Origin of the sequence: Micromonospora sp. HB375, assembly GCF_017872985.1 — a bacterium.
GTDB lineage: Bacteria > Actinomycetota > Actinomycetes > Mycobacteriales > Micromonosporaceae > Micromonospora > Micromonospora chalcea.
This window is the reverse complement of sequence record NZ_JAGGJO010000001.1, coordinates 2,317,236-2,342,019: the sequence shown is the minus strand read 5'-3', so window position 1 is coordinate 2,342,019 and position 24,784 is coordinate 2,317,236. Positions and strand designations below refer to the sequence as shown.

Here is a 24,784-nt window from a genome sequence, read left to right as displayed (position 1 = left end):
GACCGGCCTCACCAGCGGTTGCGGGCCTCCTCGGCCCAGCCGACCAGGCCGTCCAGATCCACGCGCCCGCCGTCGTCGGTAGCGGCCCAACCGGTGAAGTGCCCGAAGCACTGGTGCGTCTCCCCGGCCAGCACGAGCAGGTTGGTACGCGCCACCCGCTCGTGGAACGGGTGGAACGTGACGTCCACCCGGTCGCCGGTGATCCGCCACGGCCGCAGCCAGTCGGCGCGGTCGTACTCCCAGGTCAGGTCCGCGCCGATCTTGTGCAGCCGCCCGTCGACGAAGACCGCGTTCTCGGTCGAGCCGGTGCCGTCGGTCCACTTGCCGCCGAGCTGGATCGACCGGCCCGGACCGCTGCCGGCCGCCCAGTTCCACCGCACCGCGTACCGCCACTTGCCCCGGCCGTGGTCGAGCGCCGCGTACGACCCCTCCCCCACCGGGTACGCCGTGCCGTCCACGGTGATCGTGCCGTGCACCGGACGGCCGATGTCCTTGACCGTGTACTGGAACCGGCGGGTGCTCCACGGCACCACCACGCCGAGCGACTCGTGGCCGGGCGGCAACGGCACGGTCAGGTCCACCTCGACGCCGGGCGCGCTGGCGCGCAGCGTACTGCCGTCGGGGCCCTGGTCCACGGCGATGGTGAGGTTCCCGCCGCGGGCCCGGACCGGGCCGTCGCCGCTGACCGGCGGCAGCACGGTGCCCCGGGCGAACGGCACCACCGCCTCCGCCGTGGTCTCCCGGCCGGTGCTCCGGTCGAGCAGGTAGAGGCTCTGCACCCCGGCGTAGTCCAGTGACGACGCGACCAGGCCGAGGATGTGCGTCGGCGTGACCACGCCCCAGTGCTCCCACCGCTTGGCCCGGCCCCAGCCGCGCAGGTTCGCCCGGTGCAGCGGCCGGCGGCTCCAGCCGACCGCGTCCGGGTTCAGCCGCCCGTCCGGCCGGCACAGGTCGACCGGCTCGGTGATCTCCCGCTCATGCGTCATCGCCGCAGGCTACCGGCGGCGACGCGGGCCCGGCGGGCGGTCTCGTCAGCCGTCCCGCCGGGCCGTCACGTCAGCGGCCCTGCTTGGCGCGGCAGATCTCCACCGGCACCGCCGGGGCGCCGTCGACCGGCGCCGGGTCCTCCGGGGTGGGCGCGATGCCGCCGGCCGAGATCCGGTCCAGCGTGGCCAGCCCGGCCGCGTCGACCTGACCGAACACCGTGTAGTTGGGGCGCAGCGCCGAGTCGGCCTGGACCAGGAAGAACTGGCTGCCGTTGGTGTCCGGGCCGGCGTTGGCCATGGCCAGCGTGCCGCGCGCGTACAGGCGGCGTACGCCGGTCGGGTCGGTCGGCGCGGGCGGCAGGTCGGTGGGCAGCTCGTCGCGGTAGCGGTAGCCCGGGCCGCCCTCGCCGGTGCCGGACGGGTCGCCGCACTGCAGCACGGTCAGCGTCGGGTACGCGGTGAGCCGGTGGCAGGGCGTCCGGTCGTAGAAGCGCTTACGGACCAGGTGCAGGAAGCTCTGCACCGTGCACGGCGCCTGCTCGCGGTCCAGCGTCAGCCCGATCGGCCCCTGGTTGGTGCGCAGCGTGACCCGCACGGTGCCCCGGTCCGGCGTGCGGCGCGGGTCCGGCGGCAGCGACACCGGACGGGCGGCCGGCTCGTCCGGCGTGGGCGTGTACGCGCACGGCCCCTTCGTCGGCGCCGGGTCGGCGGCGGGCGCCGCGGTCGCGGCGACACCAGCGGCGGCGACGATCGTCGCGGCGGCCACGCTCACCCCGGCGAGGCGGGCCAGCAGGGGTAATGCGGCGTGCGTTCGGGTTTCGCTCGACACGGTGGTCCTCCCTGGACTCGTGGTACCAGAACGACCGGAGTCTATGGATCGGGTGGGGTGATGTCGACGCGCACGCCTCACGGGTCGCCGGGAAAGTCGGTTGCCCGCCCGCGCCACCTCCGCGAGGCTGAGCGGCATGACGTTCTGACGGATCACACCCCGCCCGCAGGCGCCTCCTCGCCGCCTGCCGTTCCCCGGCCTCTCTCTTTCCGCAGAAACGAGCGTCTGTGTCCGCGTACCCCGCCGGGCGGGCCGTCGTGCCCGCCACCGTCTCCGTCTTCTCCTCCCCCGGCAGCTGGATCGAGTCCGCCGCGCTCGACCAGTGCCGTCAGGTCGCCGCCCTGGACGGCATGGCGCACGTCGCCGCCATGCCCGACCTGCACCCCGGCAAGGGCGCGCCGATCGGCGCGGCGATGTCCTCCACGGTGCTGTATCCGTTCCTGGTCGGCTCCGACATCGGGTGCGGCATCGCGGTGTTCCCGATCGCGCTGCGCCGGGTCGTACCGGAACGGCTCGCGGCCCGGTTCCCCGACCTGGACCGGGCGCTCGACCCGGACGCCGACGACCCGGCCTGGTCGGTGCTGGACGGCGACATCCCGGCCGGTCACCTCGACGGGCTCGGCACCGTCGGGCGCGGCAACCACTTCGTCGAGCTGGCCCGCGTCGGGCCGATCCTCGCGGCGGAGCACGCCACGCGGCTCGGGCTGGACGCCGGTGACCTGGTGCTCGTGGTGCACTCCGGATCACGTGGGCTGGGCGAACGGATCCTGCGCGAGCACACCGAGACGCACGGCGCCGGTCCCGCGCCCGACCCGGACGCCTACCTGGCCCGGCACGACGCGGCCGTGCGGTGGGGGTCGCTCAACCGGCGGCTGCTGGCCGCGCGGGTCGCGTACGCGCTCGGCGCCGAACCCACCGAGCCGGTCGTCGACCAGTGCCACAACCTGGTCGAGATCCGCGACGGGCGCTACCTGCACCGCAAGGGCGCGGCGCCGGGCGACGGGCGGGACGTGCTGATCGCCGGCACCCGTGGCACGCCCTCCTATCTGGTGGCCGCGCACGCCGGGCCGGACGCCGGCTACTCGGTGGCGCATGGCGCCGGGCGCAAGATGTCCCGCGCCGACGCGCTGCGCCGGGGCCGGGCCAAGCACACCGTCGAGGAGCTGCGGCGTACGCCGGTCGGCTCGATAGTGGTGTGCGGCGACCGGCAGCTGCTGTTCGAGGAGGCGCCCACCGCGTACAAGCGCATCGAGCAGGTCGTCGGCGACCTGGTGACGCACGACCTCGCCACCCCGGTCACCACGACGGTTCCGCTCGTCACCTACAAGACGCCGGACGTGGGCCGCAAGGGCCGCCGGTGACCGAGCTGCTGCTGTCCGCCGGACGCGGACCCGCCGAGTGCGCGTGGGCGCTCGCCCGGCTGCTGTCCCGTCTGGAGGCCGAGGCGGCCCGGCGGGGCCTGCGTACCGCGCGGGTCGAGACGGTGCCCGGCGACCGGGCCGGCACCTACCGGTCGGTGCTGGTCCGGATCAGCGGCGCCGGGGCGGAGGCGTTCGCGGCCGGGTGGACCGGCACGCTCTGCTGGCAGGCGCCCAGCCCGTACCGGACCGGCCACGGGCGCAAGAACTGGTACGTCACCGCGCGCCCGTGCCGGACCGACGTTGTGGTCACGCCGTTCCACGAGGCGGACGTCGAGTTCGTGCCGTGCCGCACCGGCGGGCCGGGCGGTCAGCACCGCAACAAGGCCAGCACCGCCGTCCGGGCCACGCACCGCCCGTCCGGCCGGACCGTGGTGGTGGACACCGAACGGCACCTGCACCTCAACCGCCGGATCGCGGTCGAGCTGCTGCGGCAGCGGATCGCCGCCGACGACGAGGCGGCCCGGCGCGCGGGCGTCGACGCCCGCTGGCGGATCCACGACGACCTCGTGCGCGGCGACCCGGTACGGGTGGAGCGGCCCTGACGCGGCCCGATCCGACGTCGCTGACCGGCCCGGCTACCGTGGTCGCGGCGACCGGGCGGCCCCGGCCCGCCGCGGCGCGAGCGCGAGGAGGACGGATGCGACGGAGAAGGACCGGTCTGACGGCGGCGCTGGCGACAGGGGTTCTCTCGCTCGCCGCCTGCGGCGGGGATGCCGGTACCGATCCCGAGACCTACCTCCGCGACGCGATGCGCGAGGCCGTGTCCGTCAAGCAGGAGACCGGGCAGTTCCCCCGGGGCGTGAGCGACCTGTCGGTCGGGGACTACGACGGCGTCGGCGTCGTCACGTTCGTCACCGACAACGACGCGTCGGCGCTCTGCGTGCAGCTGTCCGTGCCGGACGCCAAGCGCAGCGTGTACTCCTCCGACCCGGGGCAGGTCACCGACGGCGCCTGCGACATGGACCGCGTCCGGTGAGCCCGCTCGTGCGGCGCTTCCGCGCCGTGGTCGCCATGTGGATCTTCGTCGGCGCGGGCGGGTTCCTGCTGGCCGGGTTCCTCGGCCTGGCCCTGCTGACCCAGACGGGTCCGTTCGCGGCCGCGTCGACCTTCTCCGCCGCCGCCGAGTTCGCCCCCGGCGCCGAGATCAAGGTGCGGGACACCGGCGTACGCCCCGGCAACATCCTGATCCTCGCCACCCCGGCCACAGTCGACCCCGCCACCGTGCGGTGCACCGCGAAGAGCCGGGTCTACTCCACCGGCGAGCAGCGGACCAGGGAGCTGACCGGGGCCCGGCCCGAGGGGACCGCGGCGGTGATGCGCGACCGCGGCGACCCGCGGCAGTTCACTCCGGTGCTGGCCACCGACGGCATCGGCTGGATGGGCACCGACTTCGTGAGCTGCACCGGCGCCGGCGCGGAGGCGTTCGCGCTGACCACCGCCGAGGGCATCCAGAGCGACCGGTTCCGGCTCGGCGCCGGACTGCTGCTCATGCTGCTCGCCCCGGTGCTCGCCGGGCTCGGCTGCCTCGCGCTGTACTTCACCCGGAAATGGAACCGGGAGGCGGCGCTGCGCGGCGACTCGACGAGCTGGCCCTACCGGTGACCGGGCTGCGCCTGCACGTCGGCTGTGCCATGTGGACGCACAGGTCCTGGTCCGGCCGCTTCCTGCCGCATCCGCTGCCCGCGCACGAGCGGCTGCGCGCGTACGCCGGGTGGTGCGACGCCGTGGAGGGCAACACCACGTTCTACGCGACCCCGGCCCGGGAGACGGTGGCGTCCTGGGCCGAGCAGACCGGCCCGGCCTTCCGTTTCCTGCCGAAGCTGCCGAAGGCGGTGACGCACGAGCACCGGCTCACCGGCGGCGAGGCGGCGCTGCGCGCGTTCCTGCACGCGATGGAGCCGCTCGGGCCCCGGGCGGACGCGCTCTGGGTCCAGCTGCCCGGCTCGTTCGGCCCCGGCGACGTGCCCGACCTGGACCGGTTCCTGCGCACGCTGCCCGACACCCACAGGTACGCCGTCGAGGTCCGCCACCCCGCCTTCTTCACCGAGGACGGCGCGGTACGCGCGCTGGAGGCCACGCTGCACCGGCACGGCGCGGAGTGGGTGCCGTTCGACACCACCGCGTTCTTCCGTACGCCGCCCACCAGCGACGCGGAGCGGGAGGCGTGGACGCGCAAACCGCGCCTACCGCTGCGTACCCGGGCGCTGACCGACCGGCCGATCGTGCGCTACCTGGGCCGCGACGACCCGGCCCGCACGGTCGAGGGCTGGCAGCCGTGGCTGGACGTGGTCACCGGCTGGCTGCGGGAGGGCCGCTCGCCGACGGTGTTCGTGCACACACCGGACAACGCGGACGCGCCCGAGCTGGCCCGCCGCTTCCACGACCAGGTCCGCGAGCGGGTGCCCGGGCTCGCGCCGTTGCCGGAGCCGGAGCCGGTCGGCCCGGCCACGCTGTTCTGAGCGCCGCCGTGGGTCCGCCTGCGCGGCCGGGCTGCGCGTGCCCGGCCGCGCGGACCCGGACCTCAGCCCGGCCGGCCGCCCTCCGGCGGGGGCAGGCGGTCGTCGTACACGCCGGAGCGGCCCGCGTACCGCTCGCCACGCAGGAACGGCAGCGGGTTCGGGGTGCAGCCGTGCAGGCCGAGCGTCTGCTGCTGCATCACCGGCGCCGGGCGGCCCCGCCCCGGGCAGCGCTCGTGCCCGTGACCCAGGCGGTGGCCGACCTCGTGGTTGACCACGTACCGGCGGTACGCGGCGAGGTCGCTGCCGTACGCGGGCGCGCCGAGCACCCAGCGGGCCACGTTCACCACCACCCGGTTCCCGTTGCGGCAGGACGTGTACCGGTCCAGCCCGTCCCCGCACAGGTCGTCGCGCGTGCCGGGGGTGGCGAGGTAGACGGTGAAGTCGGCGGGCCCGTCGGCGCCGACGCGACGCAGGGCGATCCGCCCGTCGGTCGTCCAGCCACCCGGGCCGGCGAGGATGCCGGTGACCTGCGCCCCGAAGTCGGCCGCTGGCAGACCCGTGATGTCGCGCTCCACCGCCACCCGGTAGCGCAGCAGCCGGCCCGTACCCCCTGTGGTGGCCGGCTCGGCGGCGGCGAACCGCCACCGGTTGCCGCCCTCGGCGGGATAGCCGATCCGCGCCGGCCGGGGCCGGACGGGCGCCGCCGCCGACGCGGCCGGCGCGGCAGCGGACGGCCCGGCCGGCTCGGACGGCGCGACTGCGGGCTGGTCGGCCACTGCCGGTGTGCAGCCGGCCAGCGCCACCGCCAGCGCGAACACCGCCGCGCCGCCGCGTGTCCGGTCCACGGTCCTGGTCATCTCGTCTCCCCTCGGTGCCCGGTCGGGGGCACGGGGATGAGGACGGGTGGCCCGTCGCGAAAGTTGGTGCGGCGGGGACTCAACCTTTTCCGCTGCCCGCACGTCCCTACCGGGGTGAGAGGTGCAGAGGACCGGCATGGCCCGGGGTGACGCGGAGTTCGTCGAGTTCGCGCGGGCGTGCTCCGGGCGGCTGACGCACGCCGCCTTCCTCATGACCGGCAACCACCACCACGCCGAGGACGCCGCGCAGACCGCGCTCGTGCGCACGTACGCGTCCTGGTCCCGGATCCGCAACGGCGACCCGTACGGCTACGCCCGGTCGGTGCTGGTGAACCACCTCGTCGACACCTGGCGGCGGCCGATCCGCGAGTACCCGAGCGACGACCTCCCGGAGCGAAGCGGCGGCGACCTGGCCGAGGAGGTGGCGACGCGGCGGTGGCTGGTCACCGCGCTCGGCACGCTCACCGCGCGGGAACGTGCCGTCGTCGTCCTGCGTCACTACTTCGACCTGCCGGAGGCCCAGGTGGCCCGCGAACTCGACGTGTCCGTCGGCACCGTCAAGAGCACCTCGTCCCGGGCGCTGGAGAAGCTGCGTACCGCCGGCCTGTCCGCGCCCCGACCGCAGGAGACGTGCCGGTGACCGAGATGGACGAGCTGCGCCGGGCCATGCGGGCGACCGAGCGGGCCGGTGGTCTGGACCTCGACGACATCATGCGCCGGGGGCGGCGGCTGCGCCGGAGGCGGCGGGCCGGCGCAGCCGTGGCGGCGATGACGGCGGTGCTCGCCGTGGCGTTCGGCGTCGAGGCCGTGGCGACGCGGCCCGGCCCGCCGAACCTCCCGGGTGGGGAGCCGGCCGCCACCGCGTCCGCCGGCCCTCCAGCGCCCACGCCGACGGCCGCGCCGGCCCCGACCCAGTCGCCGCTACAACCGCTCGGGACCGTCGTGGACAGCGGCATCCGGTACGGCGCCGAGGCGCGCGTGTTCTTCATGGTCCCGATCGACGTGCCGGAACTGCCGCGTGTGACGATCGGCCTGGTCGCCGGCCGCCGCGCGCCGGACGGCCACCTGACCTCCGACTTCCTGCTCAACGACGTGTCCGGCAGCGACCGCCGGGCCGGGTTCCACGAGATCGGGTACGACCAGCAGCGGGCGCCCACCGACACGTCGATACCGACGTTCGGCTACTTCGTCGGGCCGGCGGCCCGCATCGTCGGGACAGTCGACGGCCGGCAGGTCGAGGCGAAGCTGGCCAGGTGGAGCGAGGACCCCCAGGTGGTGATCTTCTGGTTCGACCCGAAGACCCTGACTCCGGGAACCCGCCTGGACGGCATCATCGCCCGAGACCCCCAGGGCCACCGCCTGTAACCCACCCGCCCGCTCCCTCCCCCGCGTCTTGTGCGTTGATCAAGGAGTTTGCGGACTGGCACCGCCCCGACAAGGACACAAACTCCTTGATCACCGGGAAGGGAGGGGCCGGGCGTGAGAGCCCATCCCGCCCCGAGCTCCCTGGTTCGCCGACTCGAGCCGCCCCGCGCGCCCTCCCTCGCCTCGGCGCCCCGAGCCACCCGTAGATCTTGGTACGAAACGGCCCCCATGGGGGCGCTCTCGTACCAAGATCTACGACTGCTCCCGGGATACGGACCACGGATCTCGGGTCATGGGAGACCCGACGCGCCTGGGACGGGCAGGCGAGGCTGGCACCGGCCCTCGCCGGCGATCTTGCACTTTCCGCCCGGTCAGATGGGGCATTCAGGACATCTACCGGCCCGCAAGTGCAAGATCGCGGGAGCGGGGAGGGGGCGGGAGGGGGCGCGGGGTGGGGGTGTGAGGATCGGGGGCATGCGTGCTGTGGTGTTTGAGCGGTTCGGGGTGCGGCCGGAGGTTTGCCGGGTGGATGATCCGGTGCCGGCGGCGGACGGGGTGGTCGTCCGGGTCGGCGCGACCGGCCTGTGCCGCAGCGACTGGCACGGCTGGCAGGGCCACGACCCGGACATCCGTCTGCCGCACGTGCCGGGGCACGAGTTCGCCGGCGTCGTCGTGGCGGCCGGCGCGGACGTACGCGGCTGGCGGCCCGGCGACCGGGTCACCGCGCCGTTCGTCTGCGCGTGCGGGCGGTGCCCGTCGTGTCTCGCGGGCGACCAGCAGGTCTGCGAGCGGCAGACGCAGCCGGGCTTCACCGGCTGGGGCTCGTTCGCCGAGCTGGTCGCGGTACGGCACGCCGACGTGAACCTGGTCCGGCTGCCGGACGAGCTGGACGAGGCGGCCGCCGCCGCGCTCGGCTGCCGGTTCGCCACCGCGTTCCGGGCCGTGATCGCGCAGGGCCGGGTGGCCGCCGGTGAGTGGGTGGCGGTGCACGGCTGCGGCGGCGTCGGCCTGTCCGCCGTGATGATCGCGGCGGCGAGCGGGGCGCGGGTGGTGGCGGTGGACGTGTCGCCCGCCGCGCTGGAACTGGCCCGCCGCAGCGGCGCCGCTGTCTGCGTGGACGCGAGCACGCTGGGCGGTCCCGCCGAGGTGGCCGCCGCGATCCGGGACGCCACCGGCGGGGGCGCGCACCTGTCGCTGGACGCGCTGGGCGCTCACGCCACCTGCGTGGCGTCGATCGAGGGCCTGCGCCGGCGCGGCCGGCACGTGCAGGTCGGGCTGCTGCCCGCCGCGCAGGGACGCCCGGCGCTGCCGATGGACCTGGTGATCGCGTACGAGCTGGAGCTGCTCGGCAGCCACGGCATGCCGGCCCACGCGTACCCGGAGATGCTGCGGCTGGTCACCGCCGGGGTGCTGCGCCCGGCCGACCTGGTCACCCGCACCATCGACCTGGACGCCGCGCCGGACGCGCTGGCCACCATGGACCGGCCGGCCGTCGCCGGGATGTGCCTGATCCAGCCCTGAGAACGGGCACGGGCCGGCCCGGCGCCGGGAGACCCGGCGCGGACCGGCCCGCGAGGCCGTCCGGTCAGTCGGTGACGGTCACCGTGACGGTACGAGGCGGCTGCTGGTACTGCCCCCGGTTGTCCATACCGCGGATCGTCACCGTGTACGTGCCGGCCGGGATCACCGGCGACGTGTACGCGAAGTTCGACCCCGGCGAGCCCGGGCTGGTGAGGAACGTGGCGATCCACGGCCAACTGCTCGGCGCGCCCGCCCGGCCGAACGTGCCGGCCGAGTTCATGCCCTGCCCGGCGCTGTTGCCGATCTGCACCTCGACCTTCTGCATCCCGCCGTCGTCCACGGCCCGGCCGGTGATCACGATCCGGCCGCCGGTGTACGCCTGTCCCTCGACCGGCGTGATGCTCGGCTCCAGCGTCGGGTCGGTGTCACCCGGGTAGACCAGGTAGCGGGCGGTCGCGCCGCTTGTCGAGTTGTCCTGCTGGCCGGCGGTGTCCACGGCCCACGCCTCGACGCTGTACGTGCCCCGGGTGGGCAGGTCGATCGAGAGCGTGAACGCGGTGCTGGTCGCGCCGGGCGAGGCGAGCGTCGCGTCGACAGTGGCGAACGCGGCGGCCATGGTGCCGTTTGGCTGCACGTACCGGCCGGTGTCCAGGTCGCGCAGCGCGATCCGGACCGCCCGTACCCCCTTGTCGTCGGTGGCGGTGCCGGCCAGGTCCAGGTGCAGCTGGTCGATGTCCTGGTTGGTGCCGGTGAAGCTGAGCAACCCGTTGGGGAAGGCGTCGCCGGGCACCTGAGCGGTGACGGTGAGCCGGCCCATGTTGTTGCTGGAGGTGGTCAGGCCGAGCTTGTCGGTGGCGCGTACCCGGAAGTCGTAGACGCCCGGGGTCAGCGGCACGGTGGTGAACGACCAGTCGAACGTCGCGGCGTCGAGGTTGGCCGGGGAGATCCGATGGTAGCCGGCGACCGAGTCGGCGCCCCACGTGCCGTCGCTGGCCAGCGCCTCGCGGGTGGTGTTGTTGCGCAGGTAGATCTCCACCGACTTGAGCGCGTCGTCGTCGTTCGCCGTACCGGCGAACGTGATCGTGCCGCCGGGCGCGACGGTGAGCGGCGCCGGGTTGCCCGGCGGGGTCATCGCCACCGGCGAGGTGATCGCCACGGTCGGCGGTACGCCGTTGGCGGAGACGGTCCAGTCGCGGGTGTCGCCGCGCAGGTCGCTCTGCCCGGTGGTGTCGACGGCGGTGGCGGTCATCTTCCACTGCCCCTCGGTGGGCAGCGTGACCTCGTACTGCCAGGTGGTGGACGTCGCGCCGATCACGTCCGGCTCGCCGCGGAACGTGTTGTAGACGGCGGCGACGGTGCCGTCGTCCTGCAGGTACCTGTTGTCCGGCGTGCGGAACGAGTAGATCAGCGAGTTGACACCCTTGTCGTCGGTGGCGGTGCCGGAGGCCACGAACGTCTGCGTGGCGAGCAGGCCGGCCGACGGTGAGCTGATCCGGGTCGACGGCGGCAGGTCGTCGAAGCGGAACGTCTCGATCTTCTTGACCGCCTTTGTGGTGTCGCCGGCACCGTTGCGGTCGAACGTCTTGGCCTGCAACTGGTAGACGCCGGCCGGCAGCGTCACCGGCAGGCTCCACGTGGTGGAGGTGGCGTTCGGCGCGGCGAGCGTCGTGTTGATCGCCTTGAACGCGCCCCAGGTGGTCATGTCGGCCTGGAGGTACTTGCCACTGTTGCGGTCCTGGATCTCCAGCTGGACGCGGGCCACTCCGGCGGGGGCGAGCGCCTGGCCGCTGATGGTGAACTCCTCGCCGGCCGGCTTCACCGCGCCCTCGATCGGCGTGGTGACTGTGGTGTCCAGCGGCGCGGGCGCGGGTTCCTTGGAGAGGTCGAAGAAGGCCACCCGGCCGGTGGTCTTGCCGCCCTTGACGTTGCCGTCACCGCCGACGAGCAGGCCGCGCGAGGTGGCGAGCATCGCCTTCTCGCCCTCGTACGAGTTGGAGCCGGGGTTCCACTCCAGCGCGGTGCCGGTGAGCGGGTCCAGCGCGCCGAGGTGGTCGCGGCGGACCACCTGGTCGCCGAGGCCGTAGCCGCTGAGTCCCTGGCCGGTGCCGTAGCCGACGTTGTCCAGGCCGGGCCACGGCACGTTCGACGTGGGCGACTCCTGCCAGCTGAAGTGCCCGCCGACGTAGACGGCGGTGTCGGTGATCGCGACCGAGTAGATGCTGTCGAAGTGCCGGGAGATCCAGAGCGGCTCGACGTGGTCGTTCCCGGTCAGCGGGTACGCGATGGCGGTGTCGTTGATCGGCGGCCGGTCGCCGCCGGAGCCGCTGGTGACCACGAAGTACGAGTCGTCCGGCGCGATGTCACCGGCGAAGACGCGCTGGATGCCGCCGACGAAGGAGAGGTTGTCCTCCCACAGCCGGGTACGCCAGGGCAGCAGCGCCTTGCTGGCCGTACCGATCAGGGCCACGCCGTAGCGGTCCTGGCCGGCGATCTGGCGGCCGGTGTGCACGACGAGCAGCTTGCTGCGGTCGTGGGTGAGCTTGAGCTGCTGCACGGTGAGCATGCCGCCGACGCCGATGCCGCCGGTGAGCGGCAGGTTGAAGCCGGTGTCGACGGCGCCCGTGGTGGGGTTGAGGGCGGCCAGGCCGCTGCGGCTGACCCCGTTGACGGTCGCGAACTGACCGCCGACGTAGACCGCGTTGCCGCTCACCGCGAGCGCGGTGGCCCGCGCGTTGGCGGTGGCGGTGAACGCGGCGATCGGCGCGCCGGTGGTCGGGTTCAGCCGGGCGATCTTGCGCTTGGTGACGCCGTTGATCGTGTTGAACGTGCCGGCGATGTAGAGCGACGAGCCGTCCGGTGACGCCTCCACCGCGGCGACCGCCCCGTCGATGACCGGCTTGAACGCGGTGTCCACCTTGCCGGTGTCCAGGTTGTACGACGCCAGGGACTTCTGCGCGATCGCGGACCCGCCGACGTTCGCGATCGAGGTGAACGTGCCGGCGATGAAGACCCGGTTGCCGATCACCTCGATGTCGGTGATCTCGCCGTTGGTGATCCGCGGCGTGTCGGTGCGGGGCGTGGTCGGCATCAGCCGGGTGTCCCCGGGGGTGACCAGCGCCCGGGTGGCGGTGGTACGCGCGGCGCCGAGCGCGGCGCTGCTCCCGGTCGCCTGGGCGCCGGTCCGGCCGGCCGCGCCGGCGTCCCGCACGACGACGGTGCCGGCGAGCGCCGGTACGCCCACCACCACGACCGCGCCGGCGGCGATGACCGCCACCGCGCGACTCCAAACTCGCATCGAGATGACTCTCCCTGTCCGCCGGGACGGCCCCCCTCGGGTGATTCCCGGGTCCCTCCGTCCGCGTGCCGGACGCCACCGTAGGAGGCAAAGACATTTCGCGATACGTGCCGCACCGGTAATCGACCGGTCGCCATCAATTCCGGCCACACCGGCAGGCCCGCTCCTCCGATCGGGTCACCCGTGCCGCCGTCCGGCCGCCGCGGCGTTCAGTCGCCCCGCACCCGGGGGTGGCGGTGGTCGGTGAGCCGCAGGCCGACACCGCGTACCGCCGCGATGGTGACGCCGGTGCCCAGCTCGTCGAGCTTGCGTCGCAACCGCTTCACCAGGGACTGCACGTCGGCCCGGCCGTGCGTCGGCGCGTCGCGCCAGACCGCCCGGTGCAGCTCGGCGTAGCTCCACACCCGTACCGGCTCGGCGGTCAGGCAGGTCAGCAGGTCGCGCTCCAGCCGGGTCAGGGCGGTCTCGCGGTCGCCCCACCGGGCGGTGGAGCGCGCTGCGTCGATCACCAGCGCGCCGTCCGGCGCGGGCTTCGGCTCGGGTACGGGCGGACCCGGCGCGCCGGCCGGGTCCGGCGCGTCCGCTGTGATCAACTCGCGCAGCTCGTCCAGATCGGCGACCATCAACAGTGGCGCGACGCCGTCGAGCAGCTCGGTCAGCCGCAGCCGTTCGGCCGGGGACGACGTCACGCCGATGACGAGCGAGAAGGGCCGCTCCGGCGGCTCGGTGCCGGAGTTCGCCGCGTTCGTGCCGTCAGTCGTCACCGCGCCCCACCGTGACAAAAACTGTCAACAAGCCATCCGGTCCGGGGGCCTGTTGGTGACATGTTGCTCACGTACGGTCATTGATCGTTCCCTCATGTCGATCATAGTGTCCATTCAGGTGACCGGCGTAGACCCGCACGGACACCTAGGGGGCCTGGGGGGTTCTGGTAATACCGGTGCGACCAGTCGGGAGAGCGCGTCTCCTGGCCCTTCTGCCATGGCTCGATCATCAGCGGGTCATCGGAACAGGAGGCAGCACCGATGCTGAGACGTCCACACAGATGGGGCCCGGCCCGGCGGCTGGTGAGCGCGGGCGCCGCCCTGGTGCTCGCCGCGACCGCGCTGGCCGCCACCGGCACTGGAGCACAGGCCGGCACGGCTACCGGCGCGTCGGCCGGCGACAAGATCCGCCCCGAACTCACCCGGCAGCTGGAGGGCAAGAGCGAGGGCGACTTCTGGATCCACTTCTCGGGCAAGGCGGACCTGGGCAAGGCCGCCGCGATCAAGGACTGGAACGAGCGCGGCGCCGCCGTCGCGGCGGCGCTGAAGAAGACCGCCGCGGAGAGCCAGGCCAAGATCCGCGCCGAGCTGGACCGCTCGGGCACGAAGTACCAGAGCTTCTGGGCCACCAACGCCATCAAGGTCACCGACGGCTCGCTGACCATGGCGCAGAATTTCGCCGCCCACTCCGAGGTGGACGGCCTGTACGCGCCGATCGAGTACAAGCTCCCCGAGACCACCCCGGGCACCGACGAGAAGTCGGCGAACGCGCTGGAGTGGGGCATCGCCAACATCAACGCCGACGACGTCTGGTCCCAGTACGGCGTCAAGGGCGCCGGCATCACGGTGGCCAGCATCGACAGCGGCGTCCAGTTCGACCACCCGGCGCTGGTGAACTCGTACCGCGGCAACAACGGTGACGGCACCTTCGACCACAACTACAACTGGTTCGACGCGGCCGACGAGTGCGCCACCGCCCCGTGCGACTCCGACGGCCACGGCACGCACACCATGGGCACCATGGCCGGCGCCGACGGGGCCAACCAGATCGGTGTCGCCCCCGAGGTCAAGTGGATCGCCGCGAACGGGTGCTGCCCGTCCGACGCCGCGCTGGTCTCCTCCGGCCAGTGGATGCTGGAGCCCACCGACCTCAACGGGCAGAACCCGGACGCCAGCAAGCGGCCGAACATCATCAACAACTCGTGGGGCACCAGGACGCCGTCGAACGAGCCGTTCATGGAGGACGTCACGAACGCCTGGACCGCGTCCGGCATCTTCGGCGTCTGGTCCAACGGCAACAACGGCCCGTCCTGCCAGACCAGCGGCTCGCCGGGCAGCCTGGCCAGCAACTACTCGGCCGGCGCGTACGACGTCAACAACAACATCGCCAGCTTCTCGTCCCGGGGCACCGGGCAGAACGGCGAGATCAAGCCGAACATCTCGGCGCCCGGCGTCAACGTGCGCTCCAGCGTGCCGACCAACTCGTACGCCAGCATCAGCGGCACCTCGATGGCGGCGCCGCACCTGGCCGGCGCGATCGCGCTGCTCTGGTCGGCGGCGCCCACCCTGGTCGGCGACGTCCCGGCGACCCGCGCGCTGCTCGACGACGCGGCGATCGACAAGGGTGACACCCAGTGCGGCGGCACCACCGACGACAACAACGTCTACGGCGAGGGCCGGCTGGACGCGCTCGCGCTGCTCGCCGCCGCCCCGATCGGGGACAACGGCACGCTGGCCGGCAAGGTCACCGACGCCGCCACCGGCGCGGGCATCGCCGGCGCCACCGTCACGCTGTCCGGCGCGGCGGACCGCACGCTGACCACCGGCGCCGACGGCACGTACTCCTCGCTGCTGCCGGCCGGCGACTACCAGGTCGTCGTCTCCACCTTCGGGTACGCCACGCGCACGCTGTCCGCGACCGTCACCGCGAACACGACCACCACGCTTGACGTCGCGCTCACCGCGGTGCCGAGCGTGACGGTCAGCGGGCAGGTCACCGACGGGTCCGGGCACGGCTGGCCGCTGTACGCGAAGGTGAGCGTCGAGGGCACGCCGATCTCCGACTACACCACGCCCACCACCGGCCGCTACAGCCTGTCGCTGCCGTCCGGGGCGACCTACCGGCTCACTGTCGAGCCGCAGTACGCCGGCTACCTGACCACCACCAAGGAGGTCACCGTCGGCTCGGGCAACGCCGTCGCCAACATCGCGGTGCAGGCGAACCCGGAGGCGTGCACCACCGCCCCCGGCTACACCGTCAGCTCCGACGGCGAGTACGAGACGTTCGACGGCACCGGCGTGCCGGACGGCTGGACCGTGGTGGACAACGCCGGCACCGGCCAGGTCTGGGAGTTCACCGACGCCGGTGAGCGCGGCAACCTGACCGGCGGCAGCGGCAACTTCGCCATCATCGACAGCGACAACTACGGCAGCGGCGGGCAGCAGGACACCTCGCTGGTCAGCCCGGTCGTCGACCTCACCGGCGTGACCACGCCGGTGATCCGGTTCAACCAGGACTACAACTGGCTCAACAGCGACCGCGCGGACGTCGACCTGAGCCTCGACGGCGGCACCACGTGGAGCAACGTGCTCCGGCAGGCCGCCGACGTGCGCGGCCCGCGGGTGACCGAGGTGCCGATCCCGCAGGCGGCCGGTCAGTCGCAGGTGCGGGTGCGCTTCCACTACTACGAGGCCAGCTGGGAATGGTGGTGGCAGGTCGACAACGTCCTCATCGGCAGCACGCTCGTCTGCAAGCCGGTCAAGGGCGGCCTGGTGCTCGGCCACGTCCGCGACAAGAACGACAACAGCTACGTCAACGGCGCCACGGTGACCAGCAAGGACCGCCCGGCGGAGAAGGCCACCACGGTGGCCACGCCTGACGACACCGAACTGCCCGACGGCTTCTACTGGATGTTCTCGTCGCTGACCGGCAAGCACCCGTTCACCGCCGGCGCGGGCAACTACGTGAGCCAGACCAAGCAGGTCACGGTCGAGGAGGACTGGGCTACCGCGGCCAACTTCCAGCTCGCCGCCGGCCGGCTGTCGGTGAAGCCGGCCTCGATCACCGGCACGGTCCGGATGCCCAGCGGGAAGGTCAGCAAGACGTTCACCGTGACCAACACCGGCGGGGCGCCGGTCAACGCCGAGTTCAGCGAACGCGACGGCGGGTTCGTGCTGCAACGGGCCGACGGTTCCCAGTTGTCCCAGCAGGCGCTGCTCGGCTCGACCGGCGCGCCGGTCCAGCGGCTGACCGCCGCGACGTCGTTCGCGGCCCGCTCGTCCGGCAAGTCGTCCACCGCGATCGGCGCGGCGGCGGCCCCGCAGGCGGACCCGTGGACCACCATCCCGGGCTACCCGTCGAACGTGATGGACAACCGGGTCGTCAGCGTCGACGGCAAGGTCTACTCCATCGCCGGTGGCGACGGCACCACGTCGAGCGCCAAGAACTACCGGTACGACCCGATCGCCCAGGCGTGGACCGGCATCGCCGACCTGCCCGGCGCGCGTAACGCCATGACGGTCGGCGTGCTCGACGGGAAGATCGTCGCCACCGGTGGCTGGGGTGCCGCCGGACCGGACGCCGCCACCTTCTCGTACGACCCGGCGGCGAACACCTGGACCCGCAAGGCCGACAACCCGGCGCCGCGCTCGGCGGCTGGCCAGGCGGTCGCGGACGGCAAGTTGTACGCGATCGGCGGCTGCACCACCGCGAGCTGCACGCCGATGTCCAACTCGGTGGTCCGCTACGACCCGGGTGCGGACGCCTGGGAGACGCTGCCCGCGTACCCGAAGTCGGTGGCGTTCCTGTCCTGCGGCGGGATCGACGGCACCGTCTACTGCACCGGCGGCAACGACGGCACCACGTCGCAGAAGGCCGGGTACGCCTTCGACCCGTCCGCGAACGCCTGGACCGCCATCCCGGACGCGCCGGCCGACAGCTGGGCCTCCTCGTACGCGGTGGCGAACGGCAAGCTGCTGGTCGTCGGCGGGTCGCAGGGCGGCGCCATCACCAACGCCGGCTTCGCCTTCGACCCGGCGACCAACTCGTGGGCGAACCTGCCCAACGCCAACACCCCCCGTTACCGGGGCGGCGCGGCCTGCGGGTTCTACAAGATCGGCGGCTCGTCGGGCAGCTTCACGGCCACCAAGGACAGCGAGGTCCTGCCCGGCTTCTCCGAGTGCTCGGAGGCCGCCGCCGACGTGAGCTGGCTGACCGTCGACAAGTCGAAGGTCACGCTGGCGCCCGGTGAGAAGGTCACCGTCACCCTCACGATGACGGCGAACGTCGACCAGCCGGGCACGTACTCGGCGTCGGTGGCGATCAAGGAGGACACCCCGTACACCGTGGAGCCGGTGGCGGTGACCATGATCGCGCAGCCGCCGAACACCTGGGGCAAGCTGTCCGGCACGGTCTCCGGCAAGAGCTGCCAGGGCGCGACGGCGCCGCTGGCGGGCGTGACCGTGCAGGTCGACTCCTGGGCGAACTCCTACACCTTCACCACCGACGCCCAGGGCCGGTACGCCTACTGGATGGACCGGCGCAACAACCCGCTCACGTTGATCGTCGCGAAGGACGGCTGGAAGCCCCAGACGCGCCAAACGAAGATCAACAGCAGCACGCCCACGGTGGAGGACTTCACCCTCTCCCCCACCCGCTGCTGACCCGAAACACACATGAGTCGGCCCGCCCGGTGCCCCGCACCGGGCGGGCCGCCCCACGCCACCCCCCCTCTCCCCCGCGATCTTGCACTTACCGCCCGGGCAAGGCGCACAAAAGCCCCACCCGAGGGGCCGCAAGTGCAAGATCAGCGGCGCGAGCCACGGGCGGGGCGCGGGCAGGGTGGGGGAGGGCGGGGTCAGGGTGGGGTCAGGCGGAAGCCGACGCCTCGGACGGCGTGGATGGTGGCGGGGACGTTGAGGCGGGCGAGCTTGCGCCGGATGCGGCGTACCACCGAGTGCATGTCCGAGCCCCGCCCCAGGTGGTCGTTGCCCCAGACCGCGCGGTGCAGCCGGGCGTACGTCCACACCTGACCGGGCGTGCCGGCCAGGCAGACCAGCAGGTCGTGCTCCAGCGGCGTCAACCCGACCTCGCGCTCCCGCCAGCGCAGCACCCGCCGGTCGGAGTCGACACCCAGCTCCAGCCCGGACGACGGGACGGAGGACGCGCCGGACGACGGAGCGGGCGACTCACCGGCGGGTTGCGGCCGGGACGGCGGCGGGCCGGACGGACGACGGACCAGGTCGAGGAAGCGGCGGGCCTGGTGGACGCTGGAGACGATCAGGAACGCCTCGGTGCCGCCGAGCAACTGAGCAAGCTGCCGTCGCTCGGCCGACGAGGACGCGACGCCGATGACCAAGGACGGCATCCCTGTCATCCGTTCCCACCTTTCCGGCAGGTTGAACCGCAACGCCGGGTGATCGCCAGGCACGACGATGCGGGGGCACCTGGCTTGCGGAGTTCGACCCGAGGGGTGCGGGGAGCTGCGGTTTCGTGAGGCTTCGGGGTGAACTACCGGGATCATATAGCCGAGCACCGATGATTGGTATAGCAGTTAACGTCGATGTAACTGCACGCGGTTCGGCACGCGCGTACCGATGAGAGCCGGGACGTACGCCGGTCCAATGCGTGTGATCACGCACATGCTCTCCCTGGCCGGCGGGACGCCGACCCGCGCGGACATCGCCGCCCGCTGCGCCGAACTGGCCGAGGCGCTGCGCGGCCGAGACCGGGGCGTGGTGGTGTGCGACGTGTCCGCTGTCGCCGCGCCCGACCTGGTCACGGTCGAGGTGCTGGCGCGGCTGCGCCTGACCGCGCGCCGCTTCGGCTGGGGGCTGGAGGTACGCGGGGCGGGCGACGACCTACGCGAGCTGGCCGGCCTGCTCGGGCTGGCCGGCGCCCTCCTCCAGCCGGTCGGGCAGCCCGAACAGCGGGAACAGGCGGTCGACGTCGAGGAAGTTGTTGAGCGACGTGATCCGGCCGCCGGAGACGCCGATGACGATCAGCGCCCACGGCACATGTCCTGAGCCGTCGGGGTCACGCCGGTAGTGCCCGAACGCGGGCATTCCGTTGGCGGCCGTCGGCACCAGCCGGGACCCGCGGCAGCCGCTGCCGGTGCCGGCCATCCAGTCCGCGATGTGCGCGGGGCCGCGCAGCCACAGCGGCAGCGGCGGCATCGACAGCGTCGCGTCCTCGTGCAGCAGCGCGGTCAGCGCCGTCAGGTCGTACGCCTCGAACGCGCGCACGTAGCGGGCGAGCAGCGCCTGCTGCTCCTCGTCGAGCGGACGGCGCGCGTCGGCCTCGGTGTCGGCCGAGGCGATCGTGGCCCGCGCCCGCTGCAGCGCGCTGTTGACGCTCGCCACCGACGTGTCCAGCAGATCGGCGACCTCCTGGGCGGACCAGGCGAGCACCTCGCGCAGGATCAGCACGGCCCGCTGCTTCGGCGGCAGGTGCTGCAACGCCGCGACGAACGCCAGCCGCACCGACTCGCGGCCGGCGACCACCTCGGCCGGGTCGGCGACCTCGGGCAGCACCCGGTCGTCGGGCGCCGGGCCGACCCAGATCTGCTCCGGGCGCGGCTCGCCGGGATGGGTGGCCGTGCCGACGCCCGCCGGGCCGAGGTCCATCGGCCGGACCCGGCGCTGCGCGCTGGTGGCCATGCTGAGGCAGACGTTCGTGGCGATCCGGTAGAGCCAGGTCCGCAGCGCGGACCGCCCCTCGAACTTGTCGAAGTTGCGCCAGGCCCGGACGAAGGTGTCCTGCACCGCGTCCTCGGCTTCGAAGGCCGAACCCAGCATCCGGTAGCAGTAGCCGGTCAGCTCCGACCGGTACGCCTCTAGTTGTGCCTCGACGGGAACGCTCGCCACCTCGCTCACCCGGCTGAAACTAGCCCACATGCTGCATGAACGCGAGTACCCCGGGCGCGCGGCGATGAGTACGCCCCGTTCGCCCGGTCCACCGGTGGTCAGGTCAGCACATCCGAGGAGCACCGATGACCACCACGCAGCGCGACGAGACCCACGCCCCCGGGCGGTACGCCGACGTCAACGGCGTACGCCTCTACCACGAGACACACGGCAGCGGACGGCCGATGATCCTGCTGCACGGCGGCCTCACCTCGGGCGAGATGTTCGCGCCGATCCTGCCCGTGCTCACCGCGAAACACCAGGTCGTCGTGGTGGACCTGCAGGGGCACGGCCGCACCGCCGACGTGGACCGGCCGCTCGACATGGCGTTGATGGCCGACGACGTCGCCGCGCTGATCGACCACCTCGGGCTGGACCGGCCGGACGTGGTCGGCTTCTCCCTCGGCGGCGGCGTCGCCCTGCACGTCGGTTTCCGGCACCCGGAGAAGATCGGCCGGCTGGTCGCCGCGTCCGCGCACATCCGCCGCGACGCCGTCTACCCGGACATGCTGGCGCAGCAGGGCCAGGTCAACGGCGCGGCGGCCGAGTACCTGAAGGACACCCCGATGTACGAGCTGTACCAGCGGGTCGCGCCGCGTCCGGAGGACTTCCCCCGACTGCTCGACAAGATCGGCGAGGCGATGCGGAAGGACTTCGACCTCGCCGACCAGGTGCGTGCCCTGCGGGTGCCGACGCTCGTGGTCGCCGCCGACGCCGACATGGCCCCGCCGAGCCACTTCGTGGAGGTGTTCGAGCTGCTCGACGGCGGCCGGCGCGACGGCGGCTGGACCGGCGAGGGCCGCCCGGCGGGCGGGCACGCGCTGGCGATCCTGCCCGGCCTGACCCACTACGACATCGACCAGTCGCCGCTGTTCGCCGCGGTCACCCTGGACTTCCTCGACCGGGACCGCTGACCCGCGCGTGTGCCGCGTCCCGTACCGGGGTACCGCTTCCGGAGGAACACCGGTGAGGAGGACGAGATGACCGACCCCAGGTACGCACCGATCGGGCTGGCCACCGCCGGGCAACTGGTCCCCGACGACGGACAGACCGGCGGCGGTGAGGTCGTCGGCGCCGACGACGCGGCTGCCGACGCCGCCCGGGCCGGCGCCGACGTGGACCTGTCCGGGGCCGACCGCGACAGCGACGGCACCCCGGTGGGCGCCGCCGACGCCGAGGCCGACCGGCGGCGCGCCGCCGGCGAGTGACGCTCTCCGCCCCGCCGCCCGCACGAGGTGGCGGGGCGGAGCCGTCCCTCACCGGTCGACCGGCAGTTCGACGTCGGGCAGGTGCCCGAGCGCCCGGATCGCGGTGACGGCGGCGTACCCGTCGGCCAGCCAGGCGATGTCGGTGCCGGGGACCGCGCGGACCGCGTTCTCCTCCACCGCCGTACGCACGAACCCCTCGCCACGCTCGGCGACGGACACCTGCACCTGACCGAACGGCGCGAGTGTCGCCTGCCGCAGCCCGGCCACCTGATCGGCCGGCAGGTCGGGCACGTTGAGGTTGAGCACCGTGCCCGGGTCCGCCTCGGCCAGCCAGGGCAGCAGCGTCGCGGCCAGCTCGGCGGCGGTCGCCCAGTGGCGGGACTCGTCGTCCACGCTGTCCAGCACCGCTATCGCCGCGCCACCGCTGCCCGCGCTCGCCGCCGCCGGGGTGAGCACGTCGAGCGACACGGCCAGCGCGCGGATGCCGTTGTTGCCCGCGGTCAGAGCCGCGCCGACGGTGCCGGAGTGCAGGACCGCGTGGCCGGCGTTGGCGCCCCGGTTGATGCCGGACAGCAGCAGGTCCGGCACCGGCCCGAACACGCCGAGCCCGGCCAGCACCGCGATGTACGCGGGTGAGGCCGCCACCGCGTACGCGGGCACGTCGGGCAGGCCGTCCAGCTCCGTCTCGCCGAACACCAGCCGCCCGTCCTCGGTCACCGCGGACAGCGCCGCGCTCATCCCGCTCGCCTCGTGCCGCGGCGCGGCGACCACCACGTCCAACCCACGTTCGTACGCGGCCCGGGCCAGCGCGCGGATGCCGGGGGCGTGCACGCCGTCGTCGTTCGTCACCAGCACCCGGGGTGGCCGGTCAGCCGTCATCGTCGCCACCGTCTAGCGGGGTCAGCCGCACCCGGCCGGCCAGTTCCCGTACCGCCTCGGCCCGGCCGGTGCCCAGCCCGTGCCGGGTCACGTTGAGCGCGCCCGCGGCGGCGCCGACGTGCAGCGCCTCCCGCATGTCGCCGCCCCGGGCCAGCACCGCCGCCACCCCGGCGGTCATCGAGTCACCGGCGCCCCGGTGGTCGGCCAGCTCCAGCGGCGGGGCGTGCACCAGCAGCGCCTCGCCGTCCTCCGGCAGCGCCAGCGCGGGCTCCCCGGCCCGGCTGATCAGCACCGTCCGCGCGCCCCGATCCTGGCAGCGCCGGCCGGCGTCGCGCAGCGCCTCCACGCTGTCGTCCTTGGCCAGGCCGTCGTCGAGCAGTTCCTCGTGGCTGACCTTCAGCACGCTCACCCCGCCGTCGAGCACCGCCTCCAGGTACGGCCCGGACAGGTCGGCCACCACGGTTCCGCCGTTTGCGCTCAGGTCGGCGGCGAGCCGCCGGTAGATGTCCGGGTCCACCACACCCGGGTCGGCCGGTCCGCTGAGCACGCTCACCGGGGCACGCAGCCCTTCGGTGAGCGTCACCGTGTACAGCTCGTCGATGTCGTGCCGCACCATCGGCACGCCCGGGTTCTCGGCGATCTCGGTCCGCTCGCCGTCCCGCCGGTCGTGCACGTACCAGCCGGTGCCGGACTCGCGCCGCACCATCCGTACCGTGACGTCCTCGTCGTCGAGCAGCTTGCGGACCGCGTCGCCGACCTCGCCGCCGAGGCCCACGCACATGGTCACCGGCACGCCGAGCGCGGCGATCATCCGGCTCTGCCACACGCCCTGCCCGCCCGGGTGCAGATGCAGCTCGGTCGCTTCGCCCTGCTGCTCGATCGTCACCGTCAACAGCGGGGCCGGGGCGAACACCATCACCTTCTGATCCATCCGCCAGTGTTGCCCGCTGACCGGCCCCGGTAATCCCCCAGGTCAGCGCGGGCGCGCGACGGCGCGGCGACGCCGCAGGTACGGCAGCGCGAACAGGTAGAGGCCGCTGATCAGGAGCAGGGCGAGCGGCAGCAGCGGCACGTAGGAGACCCACACGATCGGGTCCTTCTGCGCCAGCGCCACGAAGGTGATCACGACGGTCACGGTGAAGGCGACAGAGAGCCAGCGGTGCAGTTGGCGGATGCGCGTATCCATTGATGCCTACCTCCCGGCGGTGGCCTCCCCGGCGGGGAGGCCCGTGCCGGAAACGCTAGGTCGGGGCGCCCGCCCAGGGCTTCTCGATTCCTGACCGGTCCGCGCCGCCGCGCGCACGGGACCCTTTGCCCGGCCGCCCTACCCTGCCGACAAGAGCAGCCGAGCCACGGGGGGCAGGCATGCAGATCATCGAACACAGCGTCATCGGCACCCGCTCGGCCGTGCTCCGGCTACGCCGGCCCGGCAGCCGGTCGGAGTTCCTGGTGTTCCCGATGCTCCACGTGGCGAGCCCGGCGTTCTACGCAGCGGTCACGAAGCGGCTCCGCGAATGCGACCTGCTCGTCGTCGAGGGCGTCAGCGGCCGGTCGGTGGTCGGCTCGGCGTTGACACTCACCTACCGGGCCATGCCGGCCAACCGGCGCTCCGGCCTGGTGACGGACCCCATTCCGTACGCGTCTCTCGGCGTCGAGGTGCTCAACCCGGACGTGTCGGCGGCGGAGTTCACCGAGGGCTGGCGGGCGATGCCGCTGCGGTACCGCCTCCAGATGTGGCTGGTGATCCCGTTCGTGACGGTGATGCAGTTCTTCGGCGGCACCCGACGTCTGCTCTCACCGGAGATCGAGGTGAACGACCTGCCGTCGGCCACCGACGAGCGGTACGCCGACCACGAGTTCACCGAGCACGCCGAGCGCGCGTTCGGCGGCGAACGCGACGAGCGGCTGCTCGCCGCGTTGTCCGAGCTGATCCGTACCCGGTCCTCCGAGCGCATCGACGTGGCGGTCGTGTACGGCGCCGGGCACGTGCCGGCGATCGTGCGCGGGCTCTTCGAGCTGCACGGATACCGGCCTCGCGCAGCCGAATGGCTCACCGTTCTGGAGCGGTGAGCCGGACGCTCAATCGGCGGCCAGCTCCGGCCGGTGCTCCTTGATCCACTCCTGGACGTCCGACTTCAACCAGACCTTGCCCTGCACGAGGTCGGCCACCGGCTCCGGGAAGTTGCGGTTACTGGTGATCACGTAGACCCGCTGCTTGCTGATGCCGCCCAGCATCACGCGAATCTCGGCTGCGCCCACCAGCTCCATACGCCGGACGCTAGACAGTTGACCTGGCT

23 protein-coding genes and 1 pseudogene are annotated in these 24,784 nt (G+C 73.3%); 13 read left to right on the top strand and 11 right to left on the bottom strand.

Annotation, left to right across the window (positions count from 1 at the left end; genetic code table 11):
• Positions 1-8: 8 nt before the first annotated feature.
• Both J3R08_RS10935 and J3R08_RS10930 read right to left on the bottom strand, forming a co-directional pair.
• Positions 9-986, bottom strand: coding sequence for a DUF2804 domain-containing protein (locus tag J3R08_RS10935; RefSeq protein ID WP_069089969.1), 978 nt, complete (start codon positions 984-986; stop codon positions 9-11).
• A 70-nt stretch (positions 987-1,056) separates the two neighbouring features.
• Positions 1,057-1,815 (bottom strand): peptidylprolyl isomerase, encoded by a 759-nt coding sequence (locus J3R08_RS10930; RefSeq protein ID WP_043325141.1) that lies wholly within the window; start codon positions 1,813-1,815, stop codon positions 1,057-1,059.
• A 227-nt stretch (positions 1,816-2,042) separates the two neighbouring features.
• Between J3R08_RS10930 and J3R08_RS10925 the strand changes: the two genes are divergently transcribed.
• The 5 genes from J3R08_RS10925 (at position 2,043) to J3R08_RS10905 (ending at position 5,695) form a co-directional block, all read left to right on the top strand.
• Complete coding sequence (locus J3R08_RS10925) at positions 2,043-3,176, top strand: RNA ligase RtcB family protein (protein ID WP_209961024.1); 1,134 nt, start codon at positions 2,043-2,045, stop codon at positions 3,174-3,176.
• Positions 3,173-3,778: a peptide chain release factor H gene (gene prfH, locus J3R08_RS10920; protein WP_209961022.1), complete on the top strand. Its 606-nt coding sequence runs from the start codon at positions 3,173-3,175 to the stop codon at positions 3,776-3,778. Before J3R08_RS10925 ends, prfH begins: the two co-directional genes overlap by 4 nt.
• A gap of 95 nt (positions 3,779-3,873) precedes the next feature.
• Positions 3,874-4,212, top strand: a complete 339-nt coding sequence (locus J3R08_RS10915) for a hypothetical protein (RefSeq protein ID WP_116962586.1) — start codon at positions 3,874-3,876, stop codon at positions 4,210-4,212.
• Positions 4,209-4,838 (top strand): hypothetical protein, encoded by a 630-nt coding sequence (locus J3R08_RS10910; protein WP_209964526.1) that lies wholly within the window; start codon positions 4,209-4,211, stop codon positions 4,836-4,838. Before J3R08_RS10915 ends, J3R08_RS10910 begins: the two co-directional genes overlap by 4 nt.
• 29 nt (positions 4,839-4,867) lie before the next feature.
• Positions 4,868-5,695 (top strand): DUF72 domain-containing protein, encoded by an 828-nt coding sequence (locus tag J3R08_RS10905; RefSeq protein ID WP_209964155.1) that lies wholly within the window; start codon positions 4,868-4,870, stop codon positions 5,693-5,695.
• Between the two features lie 62 nt (positions 5,696-5,757).
• Here the strand turns inward: J3R08_RS10905 and J3R08_RS10900 are convergent, their stop codons facing one another.
• Positions 5,758-6,552 (bottom strand): DUF3152 domain-containing protein, encoded by a 795-nt coding sequence (locus tag J3R08_RS10900; protein ID WP_209961020.1) that lies wholly within the window; start codon positions 6,550-6,552, stop codon positions 5,758-5,760.
• Positions 6,553-6,688: 136 nt separating this feature from the next.
• On the opposite strand from J3R08_RS10900, the gene J3R08_RS10895 reads away from it, so the two are divergent.
• From J3R08_RS10895 to J3R08_RS10885, 3 genes are all read left to right on the top strand, one after another.
• Entirely contained in the window at positions 6,689-7,192 is a 504-nt protein-coding gene (locus J3R08_RS10895) for a SigE family RNA polymerase sigma factor (protein WP_043325145.1), read from the top strand.
• Positions 7,193-7,197: 5 nt separating this feature from the next.
• On the top strand, positions 7,198-7,917 hold the full coding sequence (locus J3R08_RS10890; protein WP_245255188.1) for a hypothetical protein: 720 nt from the start codon (positions 7,198-7,200) through the stop codon (positions 7,915-7,917).
• A 525-nt stretch (positions 7,918-8,442) separates the two neighbouring features.
• Positions 8,443-9,438, top strand: a complete 996-nt coding sequence (locus J3R08_RS10885) for a zinc-dependent alcohol dehydrogenase family protein (protein WP_280841755.1) — start codon at positions 8,443-8,445, stop codon at positions 9,436-9,438.
• A gap of 64 nt (positions 9,439-9,502) precedes the next feature.
• Here the strand turns inward: J3R08_RS10885 and J3R08_RS10880 are convergent, their stop codons facing one another.
• Together J3R08_RS10880 and J3R08_RS10875 are read right to left on the bottom strand one after the other, a co-directional pair.
• A complete protein-coding gene (locus J3R08_RS10880) occupies positions 9,503-12,733 on the bottom strand; it encodes an Ig-like domain-containing protein (protein ID WP_209961015.1) in 3,231 nt (1,076 codons plus the stop codon).
• 209 nt (positions 12,734-12,942) lie between these two features.
• Positions 12,943-13,497, bottom strand: a complete 555-nt coding sequence (locus J3R08_RS10875; RefSeq protein WP_064447446.1) for a winged helix-turn-helix domain-containing protein — start codon at positions 13,495-13,497, stop codon at positions 12,943-12,945.
• 261 nt (positions 13,498-13,758) lie between these two features.
• Between J3R08_RS10875 and J3R08_RS10870 the strand changes: the two genes are divergently transcribed.
• Positions 13,759-18,159, top strand: a complete 4,401-nt coding sequence (locus J3R08_RS10870) for a S8 family serine peptidase (protein ID WP_209961013.1) — start codon at positions 13,759-13,761, stop codon at positions 18,157-18,159.
• 194 nt (positions 18,160-18,353) lie between these two features.
• Here J3R08_RS10870 and J3R08_RS10865 read toward each other — a convergent pair whose 3' ends face one another.
• Positions 18,354-18,872 (bottom strand): winged helix-turn-helix domain-containing protein, encoded by a 519-nt coding sequence (locus tag J3R08_RS10865; RefSeq protein ID WP_064447537.1) that lies wholly within the window; start codon positions 18,870-18,872, stop codon positions 18,354-18,356.
• 220 nt (positions 18,873-19,092) lie between these two features.
• Here J3R08_RS10865 and J3R08_RS32005 point away from each other — a divergent pair.
• Positions 19,093-19,326 (top strand): annotated as a pseudogene (locus J3R08_RS32005) (hypothetical protein); the annotation flags it as partial.
• 30 nt (positions 19,327-19,356) lie between these two features.
• On the opposite strand, the gene J3R08_RS10860 reads toward J3R08_RS32005, so the two are convergent.
• On the bottom strand, positions 19,357-20,391 hold the full coding sequence (locus J3R08_RS10860; protein WP_043325152.1) for a sigma-70 family RNA polymerase sigma factor: 1,035 nt from the start codon (positions 20,389-20,391) through the stop codon (positions 19,357-19,359).
• Positions 20,392-20,486: 95 nt separating this feature from the next.
• Between J3R08_RS10860 and J3R08_RS10855 the strand changes: the two genes are divergently transcribed.
• Positions 20,487-21,314, top strand: coding sequence for an alpha/beta fold hydrolase (locus J3R08_RS10855; protein ID WP_187693329.1), 828 nt, complete (start codon positions 20,487-20,489; stop codon positions 21,312-21,314).
• 66 nt (positions 21,315-21,380) lie between these two features.
• The gene (locus J3R08_RS10850) at positions 21,381-21,608 is read left to right on the top strand and encodes a hypothetical protein (RefSeq protein WP_043330397.1); all 228 of its coding nucleotides are present in this window, start codon (positions 21,381-21,383) and stop codon (positions 21,606-21,608) included.
• Between the two features lie 48 nt (positions 21,609-21,656).
• On the opposite strand, the gene surE is transcribed toward J3R08_RS10850, so the two are convergent.
• From surE to J3R08_RS10835, 3 genes are read right to left on the bottom strand one after another with little or no spacing between them, the layout of a single operon-like run.
• Positions 21,657-22,487, bottom strand: a complete 831-nt coding sequence (gene surE / locus J3R08_RS10845) for a 5'/3'-nucleotidase SurE (RefSeq protein ID WP_069090042.1) — start codon at positions 22,485-22,487, stop codon at positions 21,657-21,659.
• On the bottom strand, positions 22,477-23,418 hold the full coding sequence (locus tag J3R08_RS10840; RefSeq protein ID WP_245254718.1) for a 1-phosphofructokinase family hexose kinase: 942 nt from the start codon (positions 23,416-23,418) through the stop codon (positions 22,477-22,479). The genes surE and J3R08_RS10840 overlap by 11 nt, the downstream gene beginning before the upstream one ends.
• A gap of 42 nt (positions 23,419-23,460) precedes the next feature.
• Positions 23,461-23,673 carry a hypothetical protein gene (locus J3R08_RS10835; RefSeq protein WP_043325155.1) on the bottom strand — a complete coding sequence of 71 codons (213 nt, stop codon included), beginning with the start codon at positions 23,671-23,673 and terminating at the stop codon, positions 23,461-23,463.
• A gap of 179 nt (positions 23,674-23,852) precedes the next feature.
• Between J3R08_RS10835 and J3R08_RS10830 the strand changes: the two genes are divergently transcribed.
• A complete protein-coding gene (locus J3R08_RS10830) occupies positions 23,853-24,557 on the top strand; it encodes a hypothetical protein (RefSeq protein ID WP_209961010.1) in 705 nt (234 codons plus the stop codon).
• Positions 24,558-24,566: 9 nt separating this feature from the next.
• Here the strand turns inward: J3R08_RS10830 and J3R08_RS10825 are convergent, their stop codons facing one another.
• Entirely contained in the window at positions 24,567-24,755 is a 189-nt protein-coding gene (locus J3R08_RS10825) for a hypothetical protein (RefSeq protein WP_043325157.1), read from the bottom strand.
• Between the last annotated feature and the right edge of the window lie 29 nt (positions 24,756-24,784).